The sequence below is a fragment of the Bradyrhizobium sp. SZCCHNS3052 genome, assembly GCF_032484495.1.
GTDB lineage: Bacteria > Pseudomonadota > Alphaproteobacteria > Rhizobiales > Xanthobacteraceae > Bradyrhizobium.
In genome coordinates this window covers 248,038-263,979 of record NZ_JAUETB010000008.1, presented here as the reverse complement: position 1 = coordinate 263,979, position 15,942 = coordinate 248,038, and the positions used below count along the sequence as shown (strand labels likewise).

Annotated in this window: 16 protein-coding genes; 13 read left to right on the top strand and 3 right to left on the bottom strand. The window is 65.1% G+C overall.

Annotated features, from left to right (window positions below):
• Positions 1–29: 29 nt before the first annotated feature.
• The 8 genes from QX073_RS23930 to QX073_RS23895 all read left to right on the top strand — a co-directional run bounded on the left by QX073_RS23930 (position 30) and on the right by QX073_RS23895 (position 8,719).
• A complete protein-coding gene (locus tag QX073_RS23930; RefSeq protein WP_315714337.1) occupies positions 30–905 on the top strand; it encodes a phosphoribulokinase in 876 nt (291 codons plus the stop codon).
• Positions 902–2,929: a transketolase gene (tkt, locus tag QX073_RS23925; RefSeq protein ID WP_316201202.1), complete on the top strand. Its 2,028-nt coding sequence runs from the start codon at positions 902–904 to the stop codon at positions 2,927–2,929. Before QX073_RS23930 ends, tkt begins: the two co-directional genes overlap by 4 nt.
• 44 nt (positions 2,930–2,973) lie before the next feature.
• Entirely contained in the window at positions 2,974–4,056 is a 1,083-nt protein-coding gene (gene fba, locus QX073_RS23920; RefSeq protein ID WP_316191936.1) for a class II fructose-bisphosphate aldolase, read from the top strand.
• Between the two features lie 35 nt (positions 4,057–4,091).
• The gene (locus QX073_RS23915) at positions 4,092–5,552 is read left to right on the top strand and encodes a form I ribulose bisphosphate carboxylase large subunit (protein WP_315714340.1); all 1,461 of its coding nucleotides are present in this window, start codon (positions 4,092–4,094) and stop codon (positions 5,550–5,552) included.
• A gap of 75 nt (positions 5,553–5,627) precedes the next feature.
• Positions 5,628–6,044: a ribulose bisphosphate carboxylase small subunit gene (locus QX073_RS23910; RefSeq protein WP_316172510.1), complete on the top strand. Its 417-nt coding sequence runs from the start codon at positions 5,628–5,630 to the stop codon at positions 6,042–6,044.
• Positions 6,045–6,214: 170 nt separating this feature from the next.
• Positions 6,215–7,159 (top strand): CbbX protein, encoded by a 945-nt coding sequence (cbbX, locus tag QX073_RS23905; protein ID WP_316192035.1) that lies wholly within the window; start codon positions 6,215–6,217, stop codon positions 7,157–7,159.
• Complete coding sequence (locus QX073_RS23900) at positions 7,156–7,878, top strand: HAD-IA family hydrolase (RefSeq protein WP_315714342.1); 723 nt, start codon at positions 7,156–7,158, stop codon at positions 7,876–7,878. Before cbbX ends, QX073_RS23900 begins: the two co-directional genes overlap by 4 nt.
• Before the next feature lie 148 nt (positions 7,879–8,026).
• The gene (locus QX073_RS23895; protein WP_316201201.1) at positions 8,027–8,719 is read left to right on the top strand and encodes a TetR/AcrR family transcriptional regulator; all 693 of its coding nucleotides are present in this window, start codon (positions 8,027–8,029) and stop codon (positions 8,717–8,719) included.
• Positions 8,720–8,728: 9 nt separating this feature from the next.
• Here QX073_RS23895 and QX073_RS23890 read toward each other — a convergent pair whose 3' ends face one another.
• Both QX073_RS23890 and QX073_RS23885 read right to left on the bottom strand, forming a co-directional pair.
• Positions 8,729–9,316 (bottom strand): PepSY domain-containing protein, encoded by a 588-nt coding sequence (locus QX073_RS23890; protein WP_315714344.1) that lies wholly within the window; start codon positions 9,314–9,316, stop codon positions 8,729–8,731.
• Positions 9,317–9,506: 190 nt separating this feature from the next.
• The gene (locus QX073_RS23885; protein WP_316201200.1) at positions 9,507–9,752 is read right to left on the bottom strand and encodes a hypothetical protein; all 246 of its coding nucleotides are present in this window, start codon (positions 9,750–9,752) and stop codon (positions 9,507–9,509) included.
• Positions 9,753–9,929: 177 nt separating this feature from the next.
• Between QX073_RS23885 and QX073_RS23880 the strand changes: the two genes are divergently transcribed.
• A complete protein-coding gene (locus QX073_RS23880) occupies positions 9,930–10,745 on the top strand; it encodes a lytic transglycosylase domain-containing protein (RefSeq protein WP_409977953.1) in 816 nt (271 codons plus the stop codon).
• A gap of 95 nt (positions 10,746–10,840) precedes the next feature.
• Here the strand turns inward: QX073_RS23880 and katG are convergent, their stop codons facing one another.
• Positions 10,841–13,021 (bottom strand): catalase/peroxidase HPI, encoded by a 2,181-nt coding sequence (gene katG / locus QX073_RS23875; protein WP_315714346.1) that lies wholly within the window; start codon positions 13,019–13,021, stop codon positions 10,841–10,843.
• A 229-nt stretch (positions 13,022–13,250) separates the two neighbouring features.
• Between katG and QX073_RS23870 the strand changes: the two genes are divergently transcribed.
• From QX073_RS23870 to QX073_RS23855, 4 genes are all read left to right on the top strand, one after another.
• Entirely contained in the window at positions 13,251–14,180 is a 930-nt protein-coding gene (locus QX073_RS23870; RefSeq protein ID WP_315714347.1) for a hydrogen peroxide-inducible genes activator, read from the top strand.
• 70 nt (positions 14,181–14,250) lie between these two features.
• Positions 14,251–14,553, top strand: coding sequence for a hypothetical protein (locus tag QX073_RS23865; RefSeq protein WP_316226472.1), 303 nt, complete (start codon positions 14,251–14,253; stop codon positions 14,551–14,553).
• A 178-nt stretch (positions 14,554–14,731) separates the two neighbouring features.
• Entirely contained in the window at positions 14,732–15,154 is a 423-nt protein-coding gene (locus tag QX073_RS23860; protein ID WP_315827733.1) for a hypothetical protein, read from the top strand.
• 182 nt (positions 15,155–15,336) lie between these two features.
• Positions 15,337–15,903 carry an HPF/RaiA family ribosome-associated protein gene (locus QX073_RS23855; RefSeq protein WP_316226471.1) on the top strand — a complete coding sequence of 189 codons (567 nt, stop codon included), beginning with the start codon at positions 15,337–15,339 and terminating at the stop codon, positions 15,901–15,903.
• Positions 15,904–15,942 lie beyond the last annotated feature (39 nt).

The following is a 15,942-nucleotide window of genomic DNA, read 5'->3' as shown; positions in this document are numbered from 1 at the left end:
CTGTCGAACGCGCCTTCCGGAGAAAGTTCATGTCACGTCGTCATCCCATCATCTCGATCACCGGCTCGTCGGGCGCCGGCACCACGTCCGTCAAGAAGACCTTCGAGAACATCTTCCGCCGCGAGAACGTCAAGGCGGCCTATATCGAGGGCGACGCCTTCCATCGCTACAATCGCGAGGAGATGCGCCGCAAGATGGTCGAGGAGGCCGAGATCGGCAATAAGCACTTCAGCCATTTCAGCCCCGACACCAATCTGTTCGAGGAGCTCGAGAAGACCTTTCGCGATTATTCCGAGACTGGCACCGGCATGACGCGCCACTACGTCCACGATGAGGAGGAGGCGCGGCTTTACGACACAAGGCCCGGCAACTTCACCGAGTGGAGCCGGCTGCCGGAGGACTCCGATCTGCTGTTCTACGAAGGCCTGCACGGCGCCGTTGTCACGGACAAGGTCAACATCGCGCAGCACGCCGATCTGAAGATCGGCGTTGTTCCAGTGATGAACCTGGAGTGGATCCAGAAGCTGCACCGCGACCGCGCGTCGCGCGGCTACACCACCGAAGCGGTCACCGACACGATCCTGCGCCGCATGCCGGACTACGTGAACTACATCATCCCGCAGTTCTCCGAGACCGACATCAACTTCCAGCGCGTGCCGACGGTCGACACCTCGAACCCGTTCGTCGCCCGCTGGATCCCGACGCCCGATGAATCGATGGTCGTGATCCGGCTGAAGAACCCGCGCGGCATCGACTTCCCCTATCTGCTCTCGATGATTCCGCAGAGCTTCATGTCGCGCGCCAATTCGATCGTGATCCACGGCGCCAAGCTCGATCTCGCGATGCAGCTCATTCTCACCCCCATGATCATGCAACTGATGGACCGAAAGAGGCGCACGCTATGACCGCCACCGCCGTGCAAACGCTGGCTCCGAAAGCCGATCCCAGCCATGCCGAGATGGCGAATGCCATCCGCTTCCTGGCCATCGACGCCGTCGAAAAGGCGAAATCGGGTCATCCGGGCATGCCGATGGGCATGGCCGACGTGGCAACCGTCCTTTTCTCACGCTTCATGAAATTCGATCCCGCCGATCCGGCGTGGCCCGATCGCGACCGTTTCGTGCTGTCGGCCGGACACGGCTCGATGCTGCTCTATGCGCTGCTGCATCTGACTGGCTACGAGGCCGTCACGATCGATGAGCTGAAGCGGTTCCGGCAATGGGGCGCCAAGACGCCGGGGCATCCTGAGTATGGCCACACGCCTGGTGTCGAGACCACCACCGGTCCGCTCGGGCAGGGCATCGCGACGGCGGTCGGCATGGCGCTCGCCGAGCGCCTGATGAACGCGCGCTATGGCGACGATCTGGTCGATCACTACACCTACGTGATCGCCGGCGACGGCTGCCTGATGGAGGGCATCAGCCACGAGGCGATCTCCCTCGCGGGCCATCTCAAGCTGAATCGCTTGATCGTGCTGTTCGACGACAACGGCATCTCGATCGACGGCTCGACGGGTCTTGCCTGCTCCGACGATCAGCTCGCACGCTTCGCGGCGTCGGGCTGGGCGACGTCCCGCATTGACGGCCATGATCCCGAAGCCATCGAGGCTGCTATCGCGGCGGCGCGGCAGAGCAACCGCCCGAGCATGATTGCGTGCCGGACGACGATCGGCTTCGGCTCACCCGGACGGCAGGGCTCGGAGAAGGCGCATGGCGCGCCGCTCGGGCCGGAGGAGGTCGAGAAGACCCGCGCGGCACTGCACTGGCCGCACCGTCCGTTCGAGGTGCCAGCCGATGTGTTGGTGAGCTGGCGCGAGATCGGCGCGCGCGGCCGCAGCGTGCGCCAGGCCTGGAAGGAGCGTGCGCGCAAGCTGTGCACCGCGGACCGATCGCCGTGCCATGACGCGCTGAACAAGAAGCTGCCGGCCGCCTATACCGAGCGCATGGCGCAGTTCATCGCGCAGCTCACGGCCGAGCGGCCGAAGATCGCTACCCGCCAGGCCTCGCAGAACGTCATCGATGTCATTGCGACAGTGCTGCCAAATCTGCTCGGCGGCTCGGCGGACCTGACGCATTCCAACCTGACCAAGGCAAAGACGCACAAATCCGTCACGCCGGCCGCAATGGATGGCAACTACGTCCACTATGGTGTGCGCGAGCACGCGATGGCTGCGGCCATGAACGGCATCGCGCTGCATGGCGGCTTCATTCCCTATGGCGGCACCTTCCTCGCGTTCGCCGACTACAGCCGGCCGGCGATTCGCCTGGCCGCGCTGATGGGCATCCGCGTTATCCACGTGATGACCCACGATTCCATCGGCCTCGGTGAGGACGGCCCGACGCATCAGCCGGTCGAGCATGTCGCGAGCTTGCGCGCCATTCCGAACCTCCTGGTATTCCGCCCGGCCGACGCCGTCGAGACGGCGGAAGCCTGGGACTGCGCGCTGCGCGCGGAGACCTCGCCGTCGGTGCTGTGCCTGTCTCGGCAAGCCCTGCCGGCCTTCCGCACCGAGGCATCGGATCACAACAAGGTAGCGCTCGGCGCTTACGTGGTCATCGAGCCCGAGGCCGGTCGCGACGTAACTTTGATTGCGACCGGCTCGGAGGTGGCCATCGCGCTGGAGGCGGCCAAGCTGCTGGCGGCCGAGGGCGTCCAGGCGGCGGTGGTGTCGGCGCCGTGCTTCGAGTTGTTTCGCGAGCAGTCGGCAGAGTATCGCGCCGCGGTGCTCGGCCACGTGCCGCGCATCGGCGTGGAGGCCGCGATCGAGGGCGACTGGGCGCGCTGGCTCGGCGATGCCGGCGAGTTCGTCGGCATGCACGGCTTCGGCGCCTCGGCGCCGGCCGAGGTGCTGTACCGCGAATTCGGCATCACGCCTGCGGCGGTGGCCGATGCGGCGATGCGCAACATCATCCGGGCGCGGGCTTCCTGAGCCGCGCCGCCAAACAGAACATCGAACCAGGGACGGAGACCAACATGGCGCGGATCACGCTCAGACAATTGCTGGACCATGCGGCCGAGCGCGGCTACGGCGTGCCGGCGTTCAACATCAACAACATGGAGCAGGGGCTGGCGATCATGGAGGCGGCCGCGGCCGTCGATGCCCCCGTGATCATCCAGGCCTCGCGCGGCGCGCGCTCCTATGCCGGCGACATCATGCTGTCCAAGATGATCGACGCGCTGGAGGAGATGTATCCGCAGATCCCGCTCTGCCTGCACCAGGACCACGGCAATGACGAGGCGACCTGCGCCACCGCGATCAAGTACGGCTTCACTTCTGTCATGATGGACGGATCGCTCAAGGCCGACGCCAAGACCGCGGCGGACTACGACTATAATGTCGACATTACCCGGCGCGTCACGGACATGGCACATTGGGTCGGCGCCTCGGTCGAGGGCGAACTCGGCGTGCTCGGCTCGCTCGAACATGGCGGCGGCGAGCAGGAGGATGGTCACGGCCTCGAGGGCAAGGTCAGCCGCGAGCAGCTGCTGACCGATCCCGACCAGGCGGTCGACTTCGTCCGCGCCACCAAGGTCGATGCGCTGGCGATCGCGATGGGCACCTCGCACGGCGCCTACAAATTCTCGCGCAAGCCGGACGGCGAGATTCTCGCCATGAACGTGATCGAGGAGATCCATCGCCGGCTGCCGAATACGCATCTCGTCATGCACGGCTCGTCCTCGGTGCCGCAGAGCCTGCAGGACATGTTCAACCAGTTCGGCGGCGAGATGCCGCAGACCTGGGGCGTCCCGGTCGAGGAGATCGTGCGCGGCATCCGTCACGGCGTGCGCAAGGTCAACATCGACACCGACTGCCGGCTGGCAATGACCGCCATCTTCCGAAAAGTCGGCGCGTCGTCGAAGAGCGAGTTCGATCCGCGCAAATTCCTGAAGCCCGCGATGGATTCGATGCGCGAGCTCTGCCGCGAGCGGTTCGAGCAGTTCGGCGCCGCCGGCAATGCATCCAGGATCAAGGTGCTGCCGCTGTCGGAGATGGCCAAGCGCTATCGCTCCGGCGCGCTCGATCCGCGAATTGGGGGAATGACCGAAGCTGCGTGACGTCCACAGCCACAACGAAAATCCAGGAGGAACACATGAACGACCAATCGATCACGGTGCGCGGCAAGGATCGCTACAAGTCCGGCGTGATGGAATACAAGAAGATGGGCTATTGGGAGCCGTCCTATCAGCCCAAGGACACCGACGTCATCGCGCTGTTCCGCGTCACGCCGCAGGACGGTGTCGATCCGACCGAGGCCTGCGCCGCGGTCGCCGGCGAATCCTCGACCGCGACCTGGACCGTGGTGTGGACCGACCGTCTGACCGCAGCCGAGAAGTACCGCGCCAAGTGCTACCGGGTCGAGCCGGTGCCGGGCTCGCCCGGCAGCTACTTCGCCTATATCGCCTATGACCTCGATCTGTTCGAGCCGGGCTCGATCTCCAACCTGACAGCCTCGATCATCGGCAACGTGTTCGGCTTCAAGCCGCTGAAGGCGCTGCGGCTGGAAGACATGCGGCTGCCGGTTGCCTATGTTAAGACGTTCCAGGGGCCGGCGACCGGCATCGTCGTCGAGCGCGAGCGGCTCGACAAGTTCGGCCGGCCGCTACTGGGCGCCACCGTCAAGCCGAAGCTCGGCCTGTCCGGCCGCAACTACGGACGCGTCGTCTACGAGGCGCTGAAGGGCGGGCTCGACTTCACCAAGGACGACGAGAACATCAACTCTCAGCCGTTCATGCATTGGCGCGAGCGCTTCCTGTACTGCATGGAGGCGGTCAACAAGGCGCAGGCGGCAACCGGCGAGATCAAGGGCACCTACCTCAACGTCACCGCGGCGACGATGGAGGACATGTATGAGCGCGCCGAGTTCGCCAAGGAGCTCGGCTCGACGATCGTCATGATCGATCTCGTGATCGGCTACACCGCGATCCAGTCGATGGCGAAATGGGCGCGCCGGAACGACATGATCCTGCATCTGCATCGTGCCGGTCACTCGACCTACACGCGGCAGCGCGCGCACGGCGTGTCGTTCCGCGTCATCGCCAAATGGATGAGGCTCGCCGGCGTCGACCACATCCATGCCGGCACCGTGGTCGGCAAGCTCGAAGGCGATCCGAACACCACGCGCGGCTATTACGACATCTGCCGCGAGGACTTCAATCCGATGCGGCTGGAGCATGGCGTGTTCTTCGACCAGAACTGGGCCAGCCTGAACAAGCTGATGCCGGTGGCCTCCGGCGGCATCCATGCCGGCCAGATGCACCAGTTGCTCGACCTGCTCGGCGAGGACGTCGTGCTGCAGTTCGGCGGCGGCACGATCGGCCATCCGCGCGGCATCGCCGCCGGTGCGACCGCCAACCGCGTCGCGCTGGAAGCGATGATCCTCGCCCGCAATGAGGGCCGCGACTACGTGCATGAAGGTCCGGAGATCCTGGCCAAGGCGGCACAGACCTGCACGCCGCTGCGCGAGGCGCTGGAGATCTGGAAGGACGTCACCTTCAACTACGAATCGACCGATTCGCCGGACTTCGTCCCGACCGTGACGCCTGCCGCCTAACAATCGTTCGATGCGACGCCGCGATGCGAGCCGGACACCGGCTCGCCCGTTTCAGCGATATCAGGAGACATCAACATGCGCGTGACCCAGGGTTGCTTTTCTTTCCTGCCCGATCTGACCGACGAGCAGATCTCCGCTCAGATCCAGTATTGCCTCGAGAAGAATTGGGCCGTGAACATCGAGTTCACCGACGATCCGCATCCCCGCAACACCTATTGGGAGATGTGGGGCCTGCCGATGTTCGACCTGCGTGACGCCGCCGGCATCATGCACGAGCTGACCGAGTGCCGGAAGATCTACGGCGACCGCTACATCCGCATCTCGGCCTTCGATTCCAGCCATGGCTGGGAATCGACCCGGTTGTCCTTCATCGTCAACCGGCCGCAGAACGAGCCGGGCTTCCGGCTCGACCGGCAGGAAACCGTCGGGCGCAATCAGCGTTATTCGACGCGGTCCTACGCGGCCGAGCGCCCGGAAGGCCAGCGTTACTGATCCCTGGCGGGCGGAGGTCGCTGCTGCGCCTGCAGGTCTGCGGCGTGGCAGGGAACTCCGCCCGGAGCGGCCATATCACCTTCTATTTGCCGTTGCTTCGTTGCTGCCAGGTTCGCAATCGAACGCACGGCGATCTGATGCGAACGTCCAGAACGGAGCACCAGCCGATGATGCAGGCCACGCAGACGGACACCACCGAGGCGACGCCGGTCGACACCGTCGACCTGCGCCGCGAGTTCGAGAGCGTCGATATTGCGCCGGTGCTGGAGCAGCTCGACCGCGAGCTGGTCGGGCTCACCCCGGTCAAGACGCGAATCCGCGAGATCGCCTCGCTGTTGATGATGGAGCGGATCCGCCGCAAGATGGGGCTGGCGACGACATTTCCGACCCTGCACATGTCGTTCACCGGCAATCCCGGCACCGGCAAGACCACGGTCGCGCTGCGCATGGCCGGCATCCTGCACCGGCTCGGCTTCGTGCGCCGCGGCCACGTCATCAGCGTCACCCGCGACGACCTCGTCGGCCAGTATATCGGCCACACCGCGCCGAAGACCAAGGAGGTGCTGAAGAAGGCGATGGGGGGCGTCCTGTTCATCGACGAGGCCTATTATCTCTACCGTCCCGAGAACGAGCGCGACTACGGCCAGGAGTCGATCGAGATCCTGCTGCAGATCATGGAGTCGCAGCGCGAGGACCTCGTGGTCATTCTTGCCGGCTATGCCGACCGGATGGAGAAGTTCTTCCAGAGCAATCCCGGCTTCCGCTCGCGCATCGCCCATCACATCGACTTCCCCGACTATTCGGAGGCCGAGCTGCTGACGATCTCCGAGATGATGCTGGAAGGGCAGAATTATCGCTTCACGCCGGAGGCCCGCGCCGCTTTCGAAAGATACATCGCCGTCCGGCGCACTCAGCCCATGTTCTCCAACGCGCGCTCGATCCGCAACGCGCTGGATCGGATCCGCCTGCGCCAGGCCAACCGGCTGGTGTCGCGGCTCGACCGCGTGCTGACGTCCGATGACGTGATGTCGATCGAAGCCAGCGACGTGCTGGCAAGCCGCGTGTTCGCCAAGGGGGCCGACGCGGGGGACGGCAGGGTGGAGGTGCAATCATGAGTCTGGCTCTGGTGAGGAACGCGCCGCTCGACGACCTCCGGCGCCGCATCGCCGACGCCGGCGCACTGATCTTCGACGTCGACGGCACGATGGCCGAGACCGAGGAGATCCATCGCGAGGCCTTCAACGAGGCGTTCGTCGCGGTGGGCATCGACTGGCACTGGGGCCGCCGCATCTACAAGGAGCTGCTGCGTGTCACCGGTGGCAAGGAGCGCGTCCGTGCGTTCGACCAGATGCGGCGCACGGGTCCGCCGCTCAGCGACGCCGTCGTTGCCCGGCTTCATCGCATCAAGACGGAGCGGTTTGCCGCGCTGATGGCCGACAAGGGCTGCCCGTTGCGCCCGGGCGTTCAAGCATTACTGGAGGCTGCCTCGGCCCGCGGGCAGCGGCTCGCGATCGCGACGACCACCACGCGCGCCAATATCGATGCCCTGTTGGCGCCCGCGCTGGGCGCGAACTGGGAGGCAGGATTTGCCGCCGTCGTGGCGGCCGACGATGTCGTGCGCAAGAAGCCTGCGCCCGATGTCTACCTGGAGGTCTTGTCGCAGCTCGATCTACCCGCGGCCAGTTGCATCGCGATCGAGGACTCCGGTAACGGGTTGATGGCTGCGACCCGCGCCGGCGTTCCCGTGCTGATCACGCGCAGCCTCTACTTTCATGACGACGCGTTCGACGGTGCGCTTGCCGTGTTCGACGATCTCGGGGAGCTTGTTACCTGAGGTATTTTGAGGTGTTTGTGCTGATGCGTTGCCGATTATGTACGCCACCATGCGCATAGCCGCGTGGCGTGGTCGTTCTATTGCCGTCTCGACAAGAACGTGTAATCCCTTGACGACATATCTTCATGTCGAGTCGAGGTCGTTGAGTATGGCCCGCACGCAGGCCAAATTGAAACGTACGGACGTTGCACGCACGGAAGCGTTTCGCGGGCGGGTGGGACGGCCGCCGAAGGCGCTGGCTGGAAATATCGAGGAACGTATTCTGGACGCTGCGCGCGCGGTGTTTCTCGAGCGCGGCTTTGACGGCGCCAGCATCGACGAGATCGCCGAGCGCGCCCCCGCCAGCAAGCCGACGATTTATGCCCGATACACCGGCAAGGCCGCATTGTTTGCCGCCGTCGTCGCGCGGTCCATCAACGACGTGATGAATCTCGGGTCCTACGCGCCGGTGGCCGGCACCGCACAGGAAAAGCTGGTTGGACTGGCCATCGCCATCGTCGATCGGGCGCTGAAGGACTCGCTGGGATTGTTACGGGTCACGATCGGGGAGGCTTACCGGTTTCCCGATCTCAGTTGTCAGTTTCATGACGTCTCGCGCAAGCGGGCCACCCATGCTGTGGCGGTGCTGCTCGGCGAGACGATCGGCGCCTCGGCCACGACCGCTCGCCGGACGCCGTCGAAGGCGTCGGCCGTTTCTGCCGAGATCTTCATCGATCTGATCGTCATGCCGGTGATCATGCGCTCGCTCATGGGCGAGAGCGAAAGGACGATCCGCAGGGAGCTGCCCGGCTTCGTCCGTGACCGGGTCAAGACGTTCCTGGCGCTGCAGCCGAAGGTCTGAGCAGCGCGATCAGCGTCGCCGGAGCGATGACGGTTCGAGCGTCACCTGCTTGAGATCGTTGCCGCTGACGACGACCACGACGAAGGCGAGCTTGCCGTCCTTGTTCATCAGGCCGCCACTGATCGCCCGGCCGGCCGCCGAGCGCTCGGCGATCCGAATCGCATCCGACATCTTGAGCCGGACCGTGGTGAGGGCAGCCAGGCTGTTACGATCGCTTTCGCTCAGTCCATCCACGGTGGAGAACAGCACGCTGTTGCGCACCTTCGCCGTGGTGCCGTCGATGTCGGATTCCCAGATCCGTCCGCTCTGCAGGGTTCGGACCTTGTAGACGGGCGCGTCGAGCCCACCCTCGAAGCTGATGTCCGCGGTCTTGGAGCCCGGATGAATCCTTTCGGCGATCCGCAGCGCCTGGTGCAGTGACACCTCCGTCCGCCGGAACTTGTCGAGCTCGCGATCGATCGTCTCCTGGCTCAGTGCCGGATCGGTGGAGGCTGACGGATCCCTCTCGGTCTGCATGCCGGAGCCGGTCCCGGCGACCGCGTGCGCCAGGGGCGCCCATGACAGCAGGATCAAGGTCAACAGAATGATTCGTTTCATGACGGCCTGCTGTCTCCGATCTCGGTCGGTGCTTGTAGAGCATTCCCTCGGAAAACGGTTGTGTTAAAACGAAACTGTATCGTTTTATAATTATGGGCAGCGTATATGTCAAGGTTACGGTACCGGCGGCGTCATGTAGTCGGTGTCGAAGCCGACGCCGTGGCCCTCGGGGATGGAGGGGCGATCGCCGTCATGTTGAAGGCCAAGCCATTGTGCCTGGCGAACTGATAGGTGGCGGGAGATAGCTCTGGATCTCGCGTTTGCTCGTCACGGCCAGCGAGCGGATCGCGATCGCCTTGGCGCTGTTTTCGACCGGCTGGAAACCGGTGGACGTCCGGCCGGTCATGATGATGTAGATGGCGCTGATCACGATTGCGGGAGCTGCATCCTTGGAACCCGCACGGCCACGCATGTCGATGGGCGGCTGCGCAATCACGGGTGCTCGGCGCGTTCATCTGCGGCTAATACGCCGCCGGCTATGATTTTCTTCCATTTCCGATAGGTTGTCGCCGTTTCAACCGGGAGCGGCCGATATTGCCGCGCAGCGGCGTCCGATGTCCCGATAGGGGTCACGATGCAGGCCGCATCGGCGGACGCGACCAGAGGAGTCTGAATGATTAAGCGCCGGGCCATGATCACCTTCACGTTCACCGTCGCGACGCTGCTCGCAGCCTGCGGCGGCGTTGCGCAAGCGGCGCAGTGCGGTTCGTCGCCGGCGGGGTTCGAGGCGTGGAAGCGCGAATTCAGCGAGGAGGCGCGGGCGAAGGGCGTCGGCGGCGCCGCGATCGCCGCGCTGATGCAGACCAACTACGCCTCCGCGACGATCGCCGCCGATCGCGGCCAGCGCAGCTTCTCGCTGTCGCTCGATCAGTTCCTCGCCAAGCGCGGGGCTGCTGCGATCGTCGCGCGCGGCCGCCAGCTCAAGCAGTCGCAGGCGGCGATGTTCGCCTCGATCGAGCAGCGTTACGGCGTGCCGCCCGGACCGCTGATCGCGATCTGGGGCATGGAGAGCGCGTTCGGCAGCCAGCGCGGCAATCAGCACATGCTGTCGTCGATCGCGACGCTCGCCTATGACTGCCGCCGTCCGGAGTTCTTCACCGACCAGCTCTATGCCGCGCTCAAGCTGATCGACCGCGGCGTGCTCTCGGGCAACACCCGCGGCTCGATGCATGGCGAGGTCGGGCAGACGCAATTCATGCCGAAGAACATCCTCGCTTACGGCGTCGGCAATCTCGACGTCGCCGCCAACGCGCTGGCCTCGACCGCGAACTTCCTGCGCGCCAACGGCTGGAAGGCAGGCGCCGGCTATCAGCCGGGCGAGCCGAACTTCGCCGCCATCGAGGCCTGGAACGCCGCCGGCGTCTATCAGAAGGCGATCGCGCTGATGGGCCGCCAGATCGACGGCGGCGGCTCGGCCGCGGCGCGCTGACGGGCCCGCGACTGATAGACATGTCCAATGAAAAAAGCGGCGCTTCATCACTGAAGCGCCGCTTCTCTTTGGTGTCGGTCAGTCGGCTTGTCGCCTCAGGCCTTCAGATCGAACCGGTCGAGGTTCATCACCTTGGTCCAGGCGGCGACGAAGTCCTTGACGAACTTCTGCTTGGCATCCGAGCTGGCATAGACCTCGGCCAGCGCGCGCAACTGCGAGTGCGAGCCGAAGATCAGGTCGGCGCGGGTCGCCGTCCACTTGATCGCGCCGGACTTGCGGTCGCGGCCCTCGAAGGTGTGCTCGCCCTGATCGACCGGACGCCAGGCCACGCCCATGTCGAGCAGGTTGGCGAAGAAGTCGTTGGAGAGCGTCTCGGTCTGCTCGGTGAACACGCCATGCTTGGAGCCGTTGGCGTTGGCGCCGAGCACGCGCAGGCCGCCGACCAGCACGGTCATCTCCGGCGCGGTCAAGGTGAGCAGTTGCGCCTTGTCGACCAGCAGCTCCTCGCCCGACAGCCACTGCTTGCCGCTGAGATAGTTGCGGAAGCCGTCATGGGTCGGTTCGAGCACCGCGAACGACTCGACGTCGGTCTGCTCCTGCGAGGCATCGGTGCGGCCGGGCGCGAACGGCACGGTCACCTCGACGCCGGCCTTCTTGGCGGCCGCCTCGACGCCGGCATTGCCGGCCAGCACGATCAGGTCGGCGAGCGAGATCTTCTTGCCGCCGGAGGCCTGCGCGTTGAACTCCTTCTGGATGGCCTCGAGCGTCGAGAGCACCTTGGCGAGCTCGGCCGGGTTGTTGACCGCCCAGTCCTTCTGCGGAGCCAGGCGAATGCGCGCGCCATTGGCGCCGCCGCGCTTGTCCGAGCCGCGGAAGGTCGAGGCTGAGGCCCAGGCCGTCGACACCAGTTGCGACACCGACAGACCCGAGGCGAGGATCTTCGCCTTGAGCGCCGCGACGTCCTTGTCGTCGACAACGGGATGATCGAGCGCCGGCACCGGATCCTGCCAGATCAGATCCTCCTTCGGCACCAGCGGGCCAAGGTAACGCACCTTCGGACCCATGTCGCGATGGGTCAGCTTGAACCAGGCGCGGGCGAAGGCGTCGGCGAACTGATCCGGGTTCTCCAGGAAGCGGCGCGAGATCTTCTCGTAGGCCGGATCGAAGCGCAGCGCGAGGTCGGTGGTGAGCATCGACGGCGCATGCCGCTTCGACTTGTCATGCGCGTCCGGTACCGTGTTGGCGCCGGCGCCGTGCTTCGGCTTCCACTGATGCGCGCCGGCCGGGCTCTTGGTCAGCTCCCATTCGTAGCCGAACAGATTCCAGAAGAAGTTGTTGCTCCACTTGGTCGGCGTCGTCGTCCAGATCACTTCGAGGCCGGAGGTGATGGTATCGCCGCCCTTGCCCGAGCCGTACTTGCTGGCCCAGCCGAGACCCTGCTGCGCGATGTCGGCGCCTTCCGGCTCGGCCCCGACCAGCGACGCATCACCCGCGCCGTGGGTCTTGCCGAAGGTGTGACCGCCGGCGATCAGCGCCACCGTCTCTTCGTCGTTCATCGCCATGCGGGCGAAGGTCTCGCGGATGTCGCGCGCGGCAGCCAGCGGATCGGGATTGCCGTTCGGGCCTTCCGGGTTGACGTAGATGAGGCCCATCTGCACGGCAGCGAGCGAGCCCGCGAGCTCGCGGTCGCCGCTGTAGCGCTCGTCGGCGAGCCACTTGCCCTCGGGGCCCCAATAGATGTCCTGCTCGGGCTCCCAGGTATCGGCGCGGCCGCCGCCGAAGCCGAAGGTCTTGAAACCCATCGATTCCAGCGCGACGTTGCCGGTCAGCACGAACAGGTCGGCCCAGGAGATCTTCTGGCCGTACTTCTGCTTGATCGGCCACAGCAGGCGGCGGGCCTTGTCGAGGTTGGCGTTGTCTGGCCAGCTGTTCAGCGGCGCGAAGCGCTGCTGGCCGGTGCCGGCGCCGCCACGGCCGTCGCCAATGCGATAGGTGCCGGCGGCGTGCCAGGCCATGCGGATGAACAGCGGACCGTAATGGCCGAAATCGGCCGGCCACCAGTCCTGCGAATCGGTCATCAGCGCGTGCAGGTCCTTGACCAGCGCGTCGAGATCGAGGCTCTTGAATTCCTTGGAATAATCGAACGCCTCACCGAGCGGATCGGAGAGGTTCGAGTGCTGATGCAGGACCGAGAGATTGAGCTGGTTCGGCCACCAATCCTTGTTCGAAAATCCCTTCAAGCCGCCCGAAAACGGGCACTTGCTGACGTCATCCATGTTTCTCTCCTGACGTGATCGTCATGGTTCCCCCCTGGGGTGGGAGCCGGGACCCTACGCGGCTGCTTCGATCAGGGGAAATTGAGATTGGTGATCGCAACGATAAGATTATCTGATGAACCTGGTCTGACGCCATCCAAACGCATATGGACACGGTGCGTAACCGCTGCATCTCAAGATTGTGGCCAGGGAAAATTGACTCCGCGGCGGTGAACGATAAGATAAACTGATGATACATTTGACGATGCGGCAGCTTCGCTATTTCGATGCGCTGGCGCGTCTCGGCCATTTCGGCCGCGCCGCGGAGGCCTGCGCGATCTCGCAGCCGGCGCTGTCGATGCAGATCAAGGAGATGGAGGACGCGCTTGGCGGCGTGCTGCTGGAGCGCAATGCGCGCCAGGTGGTGCTGACGCGATTCGGCGAGCAGCTCGCCGAGCGCGTGCGCGAGATCCTGCGCTCGGTCGATGAGCTCGGCGACTTCGCCCGCGCCTCGCGCGACAAGCTCACGGGCCGGCTGCGGCTCGGCATGATCCCGACGATCGCGCCCTATCTGCTGCCCAAGGTGATTGGGAACCTGACGCGCAGACATCCCGAGATCGACATCCACGTCCGCGAGTCCAAGACGCCGAAGCTGATCGAGGAACTGGTCGAGGGCCGCCTCGATGCCGCGATCGTCGCGCTGCCGGTGTCGGAGCCGTCGCTGACCGAGGTCGCGCTGTTCGCGGAGAGCTTCCTGCTGGTGCGGCCGCCGGAATATGAAGGCGCGGCGGTGCCGAGCAGCGAGATGCTGCGCGAGATGCGGCTGCTGTTGCTGGAGGAGGGGCACTGCTTCCGTGACCAGGCGCTGTCGTTCTGCAACATGCAGGCGCCGCGCGAGATGCTCGATGCCTCCTCGCTGTCGACCCTGGTGCAGATGGTCGGCGCCGGCATGGGCGTGACGTTGATTCCGGAGATGGCGGTCGGCGTCGAGACGCGGTCGGCGTCGGTGTCGCTCGCGCGCTTCGCCGATCCGCAGCCGCAGCGTACGGTCGGCATGGTCTGGCGCAAGACCAGCCCGCTCGCCAAGCAACTGATGCAGATTTCCGAGATCGTCGGCAGCGCGGCCGAGGGTCTGCGCAAGCAGGCCGCGGCAGCGCAGGGCCGCAAACGGCGAAGCTGATCCTTCGGGACCATCCCGTCCGAGGCGGCCTTGTCCTTCCCAAGGAAGGACATCCTCCACGAAATTGGCCTTGATCGCATCCGCTGCTGCGCTCGCGTTGTCGAGCCAGCTCGCCTTGGCTGATAGCAGCGGCACGGGTGGCAGCAGCGCCGGCGCCTCCCGCGACGCGACAACCTCAACGCCGGGCGGACCCGGAAACGCGACGGGGACGACCGGAATGGGATCGGGCGCGGCGGGAGCCGCCGCTGCGGCGGGGAACGGATCGGGGCGCACGCCATCGGCGCCGAATGACGCCCCCGGCTTGCTCGACAACAACAGCCCGAGCACCGGCGACGACAATTCCGGCAGCTCGAGCAATCTCGGCCGGCATTGAAGGGATGACATCGATGTATCGCCGGCGATCGCGCTTTTGCAATGGAACGGTCGTGCCGACAGGCGGTTCGTAGCGACGAGCAACTCATTTGCTCGTCGCCGCGATCGCGGCGGAGGACTGCGCCGGATGACCTTCGCGGGCAGTCATGCGTGATGACCTTGGTCGAGGAGTCCTTGCGATGCGAAGCTTGAACTATGTGGGAGCGCTGGCCCTGTCCGGCGCGCTGCTGGCCGGAGCGAGCGCTCCGGCGTTGTCTGCACCCGTCACTGCGCTGTCGGCCGCGGCGAAGGCTGACGTTGCGCCGCTCAGCACGGTTCAGGTCCGCTATGGCGGCTGGCATGGCGGCGGTTGGCGTGGTGGCGGCTGGCGTGGCGGCGGCTGGGGCTGGGGAGCAGGCGCGCTCGCGGCCGGCGCGCTTCTCGGCGCCGGGATCGCGGCGACGGCATCGCCTTATTACTACGACGATCCCTATTATTATGGTCCGCCCTACGGCTATGTCGGCGTCGGCTACGGGCCGTATTACGGCCGTCCCTACTATGCCCGTCCGTATTGGCGGCATCGTTATTATGGCTGGGGTGGTCCGTGGGGCGGCCCCTGGTGAGATCGGCTGATTGGTTCCGGATGCCCTGTCGTCTGCGCGAGCGATCGCGCAGACGATTTCGTGTTTGCTGCGAGCTGATCGTGATCGCGTGGCAGCCAAAACGCTGAAGGCAAGTTGATCTTGCTCAAAGCTGCTCCTCGCTCCCGTGGTCCAATAAGTTCGACACGGGAGAGGAGCCGGAAATGCAAACACCAGTTCAAATCGAATTTGAAGGGATTCGCGTCTCCGCTGAAATCCGGGCTGCCGTTGAGCAACATGTCGCGGAACTGGAGAGCCGCTTTGGCCGGATCACTGCGGCGCGCGTCATGGTCAAAGGTCCGGGTGGTCATCACCAAACCGGCGGTCAATATCTGGTGAGCGTTCGGCTGGCGCTGCCCGACGGTCGGGAAGTCCACGTTGGACGTACCCCGAAGCTGGATGAACGGTACGTCGACTTGACCTTCGCCGTAGACAACGCATTCAAACGCGCGCGTCGACAATTGCAGGACCGGGCGCGACTGATGCGTGGCGATGTCAAGACGCACGAGCCTCAACCGATCGGAACCGTTGCGCGTATCGATCCAAGCGGCCAGTTCGGCTTTCTGGAAGCCGCCGACGGCCACGAAGTCTATTTCAACTGCAATAGTGTCGTTGATGGCGGATCAAGCATCGTGCCCGGCGCCCGCGTAAGCTACGTCGAGGAGATCGGAGAGAAAGGACCGCAGGCGAGCACGGTCAGAATGCTCGGGAAACATGGGCTGCGGGCTTAGATCGGCGGCCGAGACGCGAGCGGCGAGCAGGTTTGACGT

What these genes read in the sequence shown, in the direction of transcription:
- QX073_RS23880 (WP_409977953.1), top strand. Translation starts at nt 9,930, where the DNA reads ATGATTAAGCGCCGGGCCATGATCACCTTCACGTTCACCGTCGCGACG.
- tkt (WP_316201202.1), top strand. Translation starts at nt 902, where the DNA reads ATGACCGCCACCGCCGTGCAAACGCTGGCTCCGAAAGCCGATCCCAGC.
- fba (WP_316191936.1), top strand. Translation starts at nt 2,974, where the DNA reads ATGGCGCGGATCACGCTCAGACAATTGCTGGACCATGCGGCCGAGCGC.
- katG (WP_315714346.1), bottom strand. Translation starts at nt 13,021, where the DNA reads ATGGATGACGTCAGCAAGTGCCCGTTTTCGGGCGGCTTGAAGGGATTT.
- QX073_RS23895 (WP_316201201.1), top strand. Translation starts at nt 8,027, where the DNA reads ATGGCCCGCACGCAGGCCAAATTGAAACGTACGGACGTTGCACGCACG.
- QX073_RS23930 (WP_315714337.1), top strand. Translation starts at nt 30, where the DNA reads ATGTCACGTCGTCATCCCATCATCTCGATCACCGGCTCGTCGGGCGCC.
- cbbX (WP_316192035.1), top strand. Translation starts at nt 6,215, where the DNA reads ATGCAGGCCACGCAGACGGACACCACCGAGGCGACGCCGGTCGACACC.
- QX073_RS23910 (WP_316172510.1), top strand. Translation starts at nt 5,628, where the DNA reads ATGCGCGTGACCCAGGGTTGCTTTTCTTTCCTGCCCGATCTGACCGAC.
- QX073_RS23900 (WP_315714342.1), top strand. Translation starts at nt 7,156, where the DNA reads ATGAGTCTGGCTCTGGTGAGGAACGCGCCGCTCGACGACCTCCGGCGC.
- QX073_RS23890 (WP_315714344.1), bottom strand. Translation starts at nt 9,316, where the DNA reads ATGAAACGAATCATTCTGTTGACCTTGATCCTGCTGTCATGGGCGCCC.
- QX073_RS23870 (WP_315714347.1), top strand. Translation starts at nt 13,251, where the DNA reads ATGATACATTTGACGATGCGGCAGCTTCGCTATTTCGATGCGCTGGCG.
- QX073_RS23915 (WP_315714340.1), top strand. Translation starts at nt 4,092, where the DNA reads ATGAACGACCAATCGATCACGGTGCGCGGCAAGGATCGCTACAAGTCC.
- QX073_RS23860 (WP_315827733.1), top strand. Translation starts at nt 14,732, where the DNA reads ATGCGAAGCTTGAACTATGTGGGAGCGCTGGCCCTGTCCGGCGCGCTG.
- QX073_RS23855 (WP_316226471.1), top strand. Translation starts at nt 15,337, where the DNA reads ATGCAAACACCAGTTCAAATCGAATTTGAAGGGATTCGCGTCTCCGCT.